The 7,627-nt window shown below is 62.9% G+C and carries 7 protein-coding genes; 2 read left to right on the forward strand and 5 right to left on the reverse strand.

The features are described 5' to 3' along the window. A partial coding sequence (locus RIF85_RS13315) for a proline dehydrogenase family protein (RefSeq protein WP_309072381.1) occupies nucleotides 1-1,085 on the reverse strand: 1,085 nt, incomplete at its 3' end. Nucleotides 1,086-1,354: 269 nt separating this feature from the next. Between RIF85_RS13315 and RIF85_RS13320 the strand changes: the two genes are divergently transcribed. Then, a complete protein-coding gene (locus tag RIF85_RS13320; protein WP_309072382.1) occupies nucleotides 1,355-2,293 on the forward strand; it encodes a LysR substrate-binding domain-containing protein in 939 nt (312 codons plus the stop codon). Between the two features lie 10 nt (nucleotides 2,294-2,303). On the opposite strand, the gene RIF85_RS13325 is transcribed toward RIF85_RS13320, so the two are convergent. Then, a complete protein-coding gene (locus RIF85_RS13325; protein ID WP_309072383.1) occupies nucleotides 2,304-3,347 on the reverse strand; it encodes a matrixin family metalloprotease in 1,044 nt (347 codons plus the stop codon). Nucleotides 3,348-3,551: 204 nt separating this feature from the next. Here RIF85_RS13325 and RIF85_RS13330 point away from each other — a divergent pair, with 204 nt between their 5' ends. Beyond that, entirely contained in the window at nucleotides 3,552-4,202 is a 651-nt protein-coding gene (locus tag RIF85_RS13330) for an SDR family oxidoreductase (protein WP_309072384.1), read from the forward strand. 63 nt (nucleotides 4,203-4,265) lie between these two features. On the opposite strand, the gene RIF85_RS13335 is transcribed toward RIF85_RS13330, so the two are convergent. From RIF85_RS13335 to RIF85_RS13345, 3 genes are all read right to left on the reverse strand, one after another. Next, on the reverse strand, nucleotides 4,266-5,828 hold the full coding sequence (locus RIF85_RS13335; RefSeq protein WP_309072385.1) for an aldehyde dehydrogenase (NADP(+)): 1,563 nt from the start codon (nucleotides 5,826-5,828) through the stop codon (nucleotides 4,266-4,268). Between the two features lie 48 nt (nucleotides 5,829-5,876). Next, nucleotides 5,877-6,992, reverse strand: coding sequence for a LacI family DNA-binding transcriptional regulator (locus RIF85_RS13340; RefSeq protein WP_309072386.1), 1,116 nt, complete (start codon nucleotides 6,990-6,992; stop codon nucleotides 5,877-5,879). Continuing rightward, the coding region (locus RIF85_RS13345) for a fumarylacetoacetate hydrolase family protein (protein ID WP_309072387.1) at nucleotides 6,989-7,627 on the reverse strand (639 nt) is incomplete at its 5' end. The genes RIF85_RS13340 and RIF85_RS13345, both read right to left, overlap by 4 nt.

The raw sequence follows: 7,627 nt of genomic DNA on the forward strand, positions 1-7,627 counted from the left end.
TTGCCCAGGAGGTGGGCGAGGGCGACGTCGAACAGGTTGTGGCCGGCAACACCGATGCGGACGTTACCGATGCGCTCCGGGGTCAGCGAGTAGTTGATGACCGCCTTATAGGAGGTGTCGGAGTCCTGCTTGGTGCCCCAGGTCGCCAGCGGCCAGCCGTGCAGGTCGGCGTCGACCTGTTCCATCGGCAGGTTGGCGCCCTTCACGACGCGGACCTTGATCGGTGCGCCGCCGTTTGCGGTCCGGGCTGCTGCCCATTCCTGGAGGCCCATCATGGCGCCGAGTGCATCCGGCAGATAGGTCTGGAGGACGATGCCGGCTTCCAGGTTGTGGAACTCAGGCTTCTCGAGCAGACGGGTGAAGACAGCGACGGTCAGGTCGAGGTCCTTGTATTCCTCCATGTCCAGGTTGATGAACTTGCGGGGTGAGGAGGAAGCGGCGAGGCGGAACAGCGGTGAGAGCGTCTCCACGATGTGGGTGACGGCTTCGTCGAATGCCCAGTGGTTGTGCGGGGCTACTGTGGAGGACACCTTGATGGAGACGTAATCCACGTCCTCGCGGGCGAGGAGCTTGTGGGTGCCCTCGAGGCGGCGGGATGCCTCATTCTCGCCGAGGATCGCCTCGCCGAGGAGGTTCACGTTGAGGCGGATACCTTGGCGCCGGATCTTGGAGATCGACCGGCCGAGCTTGGCATCGGTCGCATCCACGATGAGGTGGCCCACCATCTCGCGCAATACCTTGCGTGCAACAGGAATGACGACGCCGGGGATCACCGGCGCCAGGTGCCCGCCGACGGCGACGGCCGACTTCATGTACCAGGGCAGGAAGGACGGGACCTTGGGAACCAGCGTCTTCAGGTTCCGGGCAGCAACGGACTTGTCCTCGGGACGGATGACGCCGTCGACGAAGCCCACCGTGAACTCGAGACCGTGCGGGTCCTTCAGCACCCCGGCCAGCTGAGCGGCGGCGGCGTCAACCGGGAATTTGGCTCCCTCAGCCAGCCAATGGCGAACCAACGCCACCACTTCCTCAGCGAGGTCACTGGGGCGGACAAGCTCGGTGCTGATGCCTGTTACAGCGGTCATACGGTACTCCTCGGGGGGTGGTGTTTCGGCGCAGGGCCGGGCTGAGGGCATTGAGGTTCAGGGGTTGACCTCGCCGCTCAGGCTCGGTCCTTGGTGAAGCGCGTTCGGGAGCTGTCGTGCTGCGAAAGATCCCGGGAGCAGTCCCCGGTCCGTCTGCCGACTTTGGCCGATTCTTCAGGGGCTTGACTTTCAGTATGGGGCTGAGGGAAGTTAAGGAAAAGTTACCTTTTCCGACGGGTAATCTTCATCAAAAGTGAACGGTCGTTGACGTGCTGGATATCCATAGGTTGCGGCTACTGCGGGAGCTCAGCATCCGCGGAACCATCGCTGAAGTAGCAGCGGCTTTGCGGTATAGCCCGTCGTCAGTGTCCCAGCAGCTATCGCTGCTCGAGCGCGAGGCAAAAGTAGCGCTGTTCCGCAAGAGCGGGCGGCGTCTGCAGCTCACCGCGCACGCCATGGTGCTGGTGGAATATGCCGAGGAGTTGCTCGATGGTCTCGAGCGAGCGGAAGCAGCTCTGGCCGTCACGAGGCCCATCGTGTCCGGGACGGTCCGCCTGGCCGTCTTTCAGACCGCGGCGCTTGCCCTGATCCCCAACATGCTGCGCACCCTCCGCGAAAGGCATCCATTGGTTCAGGTGAAGATGGTGCAGCACGAACCGGAGACGGCTCTGCGAGAGACGTGGGCGCGCAATTTCGACCTGGTGGTTGCCGAACAGTATCCCGGACACGCCGCTCCGCACTACGAGACGCTGGACCGCGACCCGTTGACCCGTGACGAAATCCAGCTCGCCGTCCCCACCGAGCTTGCTGGGGCACCGGAAGACTTTCACCGGGTCGGTTCCCTGCAGGACGCCGGAGGGCTTCCGTGGGTGATGGAACCCCATGGCGCTGCCTCACGGCACTGGGCCGAGCAGCAATGCCGCCTCGCGGGGTTTGAACCGGACGTACGTTTTGAGAGCGCGGACCTGCAGACGCATGTGCGGCTGGTGGAGTCCGGCAATGCCGTGGCGTTGCTCCCGCAACTGGTCTGGGCGCAGCGGGAACAGCGCTCCCGCCTGGTGGAGCTGCCTGGCCGACCACGGCGCACGATCTTCACCGCGGCCCGTCGGTCGAGTGCGGGTGATCCGGCTATTGCGGCTATCCGCGAAGCTCTGACCGCCGAAGCGGCAGCGCTGGGCCTGGACGCGCCGGGGAAGTCCGGTACTTAGGGGTACCGGCCTAGAGCTCAGGAACGCAGTGGCCGGCTCCCAGCTTCGCAAGACCGGCGCGGTCGCCGTCGGCGAGTTGGAGCTGACCGGTGTTCTCGCCGTACATCAGCTGCGTCGGGTCGTCGACATGGTCGAGTCCGAGCACATGCGCAAGCTCGTGGATCACGATCGCTTTCACCTGCTCCCGCCCACCCGGGTACTGAAGCATCAGCGTCATGTCCGGTGCGTCGAGCATCGTCTGACCGGCGACGTAGACAATCGGTTTCCCCGGCCGCTGCGCGATCTCGCTGCCTCCCAGGCCAGCGACGTCACCGGCAAGTTCGGGCACTTCTGCGGGACTCGTCCACGTGATGAGCACAGGCGCCCAGCGCTCGCCGTACAGTTCGGGCTGATAGGGGTCGCGGTGGCCGGGGCTGGGCGCTTCACCGGTCGGACCATCGAAAACGAATGTCAGGCCCGTCGCTGCAGCAACTTCGGCGACCGCTTCCTGGACGATTCCGTCTGTACCCGCAGGTGCGAAGTCAGGGCGGACCACATAGTGAACTGGACGGCACGGGTCATAGGCGACGAATTCCTGCCCCAGGTCTTCGTAGGGAAACAACGCGTACTGTGTGGACCCGGTCGATGGCGGGGGCGTACCCAGTGGGGCATCTGCTGCCTCCACTCCGCGAGGGGGGACATTCGACCACGGCAGGTGGGGAGTCAGGTCTGGAAGGACCGCGCGTTCGAGGAACGAGGGCGAAAGATAAAGCGCAGCAACACAAGCGACCAGCGCAGCGGTGCGCAGACGGAGCTTGAAAGCGGATGACCGCGGACGACGACGGCGCGTTACCCGGTCGCGGTTCCGTCGTCGTCCGTTGGTTTCAGCCGCGTAGGAGCGGAGCTGTTGGTTGAGCGCTTCTTCGAGCGCCCACTCGGGGACGCGTCCCGAAGGTGATTGGCGCAGTCCTTCCTGCGCTGATTCCGACGACGACGGCGGACGCCCCCCGGCTGCCTGTCCCCTCGATGGCGTCGCACCGTCTCTATGGAACCACTCGCGGTCCAGTACCCCCATGATGGTGTGCTTCTTTCCGTCTGCCTCTATCCCTAGAAACAGCTTCCTGGACGAGCACCGCTAGATGCCCGCAATTGCGGCAATCCTGCCCGAAAGCTGAGTGCCGGGCTCAGCCTTCGTCGTCGTCTTCTCACCGGTGGTGGAATGACAAGCCGGTCTTCGGTGTTGGGCCGAACAGGACATCCACAACGAGAAGGAGCGGTCATGTCACGAGTTGCCATTATTGGAGGCCACGGAAAGGTGGCGCTGCACCTGTCCCGGATTCTTTCCGGTGCCGGTCATGAGGTGAGTTCGATCATCCGCAACCCGGATCATGCCGGCGACGTGGAAGAAACGGGCGGCAAGCCCGTCGTCGCGGATGTAACGCAGCTGTCGGTCGGCGAGCTGGCCGACGTCGTGCGTGGGCATGACGCAGTGGTGTGGTCGGCTGGGGCTGCCGGAAGCAGCCCGGAGGATACCTATGCGATCGATCGGGATGCGGCGATTCGTTCCATGGATGCGGCGAAGGAAGCCGGCGTTGACCGGTACGTGATGGTCTCTTACATCGGTGCGCGGAAGGATCACGGCGTGCCCGAGGATACCGGGTTCTTCCACTATGCAGAGGCGAAGGCAGCTGCGGACGAGTACCTGCGCGGAACGGATCTGGCGTGGACGATTCTCGGTCCGGGCGCGCTCACGACCGATCCGGGCAAGGGGTCGATCGAGGTTTCGAGCGAGCCGCAGCAGGATTCGGTTGCGCGTGAGGACGTGGCTCAGGTCGCTGCGGCCGTGCTGAGCAACCCCGGGACGGTGGGGAAGTTCATCCAGTTCAACACTGGCGAGACGCCGATTGCGGAGGCGCTCGAGGTGGTTTAGCGCCGTCGTCGTCGTTGCTCGTCCGCTGCCCTCGCATTGTTTCGGTGCGGGGGCAGCGGTGTTTCACGTGCCCGAGAGGACCGTCACCTTCTCCGAAAGGGCAAGGACCCCATTGACACGCCGGGGGATTGCTGTGAAATCGTCGCGCAGTTCCTCGGGCAGCGCTGCTGCGGGAGCGTTCTGCCAGGCCACTGGACGAAGGAAACGCCGCATAGCGGTCACGCCCACCGATGTGTGCTGTGAGTTGGTGGATGGCCACGAACCGCCATGATGTTGAGCCCAGGTAACGCGAACGCCCGTCGGGTAGCCGTTGAAGACAATCCGCCCCGCGTTGTCCTGCAGGGTGGGAAGCAGCCGGGACAGCACATCGTCCTCGTCTTCTTCAAAGTGCAGGGTAGCTGTCAGCGACTTCGGGATGTGCGTGAACGCCTCAGCGACTTCATCGAGTGAGGTATAGCGGACTATAACGATGAGCGGGCCGAAGCACTCCTCGGCAAGGTCGGCACTCAAGATTGACGCTCGGGTCTCCAACAGAGCCGGAGCGACGCTGAAAGCACCGGAAGGTTCTTCCGCGGGTTCTTCAGGCCTGCTCCTGGCGGCATCCTGCATGCCTGCGAGCGGGGTTGCCCCCGCGCTCACAAGCCCTTCTGAGATCTCGGCAAAAGAAGTCCGAATTCGGTCGTTCAGAAGAACCTGTGAAGGGGCTTGCTGGGTGAGTTGCGTCAGGGAATCTACGAGCAGTTGTCCTTGGGGACCCTCCGGAACAAACGCAATGCCAGGTTTGGTGCAGAGCTGGCCGGCAGACCCGGTGAAGGAGGCGAACAAGTTGGATGCGATGTCTGCACCCCGAGCTTTCGCTGCACCTTTGCTCACAATCAGCGGATTGACGCTCGAGAGCTCCCCGAAGAACGGAATCGGATCCGGCCTGGAGTTGATCGCGCGCTGCAGGGACTCCGCCGCGAAGAGCGAGCCGGTAAAACTGGCCGCCTTGATTGCCGGATGCTTGACCAGAGCCAGCCCTGCTTCCTGACCGAAGACGGCACCAAAAGTCCCCTCGGGTGCATTGACTGCACGGGCAGCCTGCTGCAGCACGTCCAGCGAAAGCTGCGACGTCAAAAGATGAGAACCGTGGGCCTTTACTACGACGGACGAGCCAGCGGCGATGGCCGATGCGGTGTCACCGCCCAGGACCGAGAAAGCGAAAGGAAAATTGCTCGATCCAAAGACGGCAACCGGCCCGATGGATACCAACATGCGCCGGACATCCGGCGCGTCGCCTAAAGGCGTCCGACCGGCGGAGTCGATCATCGCTTCGAGATAGCTGCCTTCCCGGACAGCTTCCGCGAAAAGCCTGAACTGAAAGACTGAGCGACTCACCTCGCCATTGAGGCGGGCGGTCCCGAGCCCTGTTTCAGAATCAGCAGTAGTGATGAGGCCCTCGCGCGCTTCCTCGACGTATGTGGCGATTGCTTCCAGTAGTTCCGCCCGGAAGGCGCGTCCTCGCCGCATGAGCTCGCGCCAAGCTATCTCGGCCTGCTCAGCGGCAGCCTCCACATCGGTCCGAGTCGATGGCTGGCGGTTGACTGTAGCGCTAACACCCGTGCGGGGATTGGTGGTCTTCAACATTCAATAGTCCTTGTCAGAGGAGGGAGGACGGCGACGTCGCGGCGTGGCTCAGGCGCTTTCACGAGCAACAACGGAAAATCCGAGATCAACTTTCCTTGTGAGCGAAGACTTGTTCATCATGCGTCCGAGAAGCAGTTGACCTGCGGTGGTCCCGATTTCACGGTTGGGCACAGCGACCGTAGTGAGCGTGGGCACCAGGTGCCGAGCGATCTCGAAATCACCGAAACCGGTGATGGCGATGTCATGGGGAACTCTGATGCCACGGCGCGCACATTCGAGGATGGCACCGGCTGCAAAGACGTCGCTGGCGAACATCAGGACATCTGTCTCGGGGTGTACTCGGAGCGTCACGTCCAGGAGTTGCCGGCCCGATTCGAAGTCAACCTTCGAACCCCCCGAATCCACCACTCGTATCGGTTCGTCCGGATATAACCTTCGCACCGCGTCTTCAAAACTGGCTTTACGGGCAACGGCACGAAAGTCGCCGCTCTGGAATGAACCAGCGAAAGTAGGATGCCTGTAACCTCGCTGAGCAGTGAAGTCGACGATGGCCTGTAGGGCATCGCCGTTCGAGAATCCGACGAGGCTGTCAATGGGATTCTCGGTCAAGTCCCAGGCTTCGACGATGGGAACCTGTGATTCCCGAAGCAGATGAGCAGTCACGGGTGAATGGTCGGTGCCCACAATGAAAATGCCGTCTGGTCGGCGTCCTAGGAACGCCCTCACAAGTTCTTCCTCGTGGGACGGACGGTAGTCGGTGGAACCGATGAACAGCTGGTATCCCGCTGGGGCGAGGACTTCGTCGAGCCCGTGCAGCGCATCCGCGAACACCGACGCCGAGATGGCCGGGATGATCGCTGCGACCGTCATGCTGCGGTTCGACGCGAGATTGCTCGCTGCGAGGTTCGGCACATAACCAGTGGCCTCGATGGACTGCCGCACCCGTTCGAGGGTGAACTTCGAGACCAGCTCCGGAGAACGGATGGAACGGGAGACAGTCTGGGGCGATACGCCCGCATGAAGGGCAACATCCGACAGCGTCACCGTGTTGGTTGAGCGCCGCGTCTGCCGGTGGTTGCCGGCTTCGCTTGCCGACCCCTCGGCGTCGGCCCGATCTGCATCAGATTGAGCGTCTATGGCTGCCGACGTTCCTGTGTTGGTCACAGCAGGTTCCGGCTGGCGAGATTGCGCATCAGAGAGCCGATTCCGAACTCCCACGGCTCGCACCTCTCGCTCTCCTCGACGTAATTGACAAGCGTACCGAGTTCGCGGGAAGAGATCCTAACCACATCGCCCCGTTTATGGGTGAACCCGTGGTCCTTGGTATCCCGGTCGACAATGGGCGCGAACATTGTTCCCAGCATCAGCACCGCGCCGTCCGGGTACTGGTGTTGTGGGCCGATGAGCTGCCCCACGAGGTCCAGCGGGTCGCGGCTTATCTGCGCCATTTCCGACGTTCCATCAAGGTGGAAGCCGTCAGGACCATCAATCTCGAGGTTCACCTGCATCTGCCGGACGGAGTCCAGGTCGAATGAGTCATCGAAGAGCCGGATGAAGGGTCCCAGGGCACAGGATGCGTTGTTGTCCTTGGCCTTGGGCAGCAGGAGCGCGCTTCTGCCTTCCACGTCCCGGAGGTTCACATCGTTGGCCAGGGTGCTGCCCACGACGCGTCCCCGTGAATCGATAATGATTGCGACCTCGGGCTCGGGGTTGTTCCACAACGATGTGGAGAGGATTCCCACCTGGGCCGCCGTGCCCATGGCAGAGAGCGTTGGTCCTTTGGTGAAGATTTCGGCATC

Origin of the sequence: Arthrobacter sp. (assembly GCF_031179385.1) — a bacterium.
GTDB lineage: Bacteria > Actinomycetota > Actinomycetes > Actinomycetales > Micrococcaceae > Arthrobacter_D.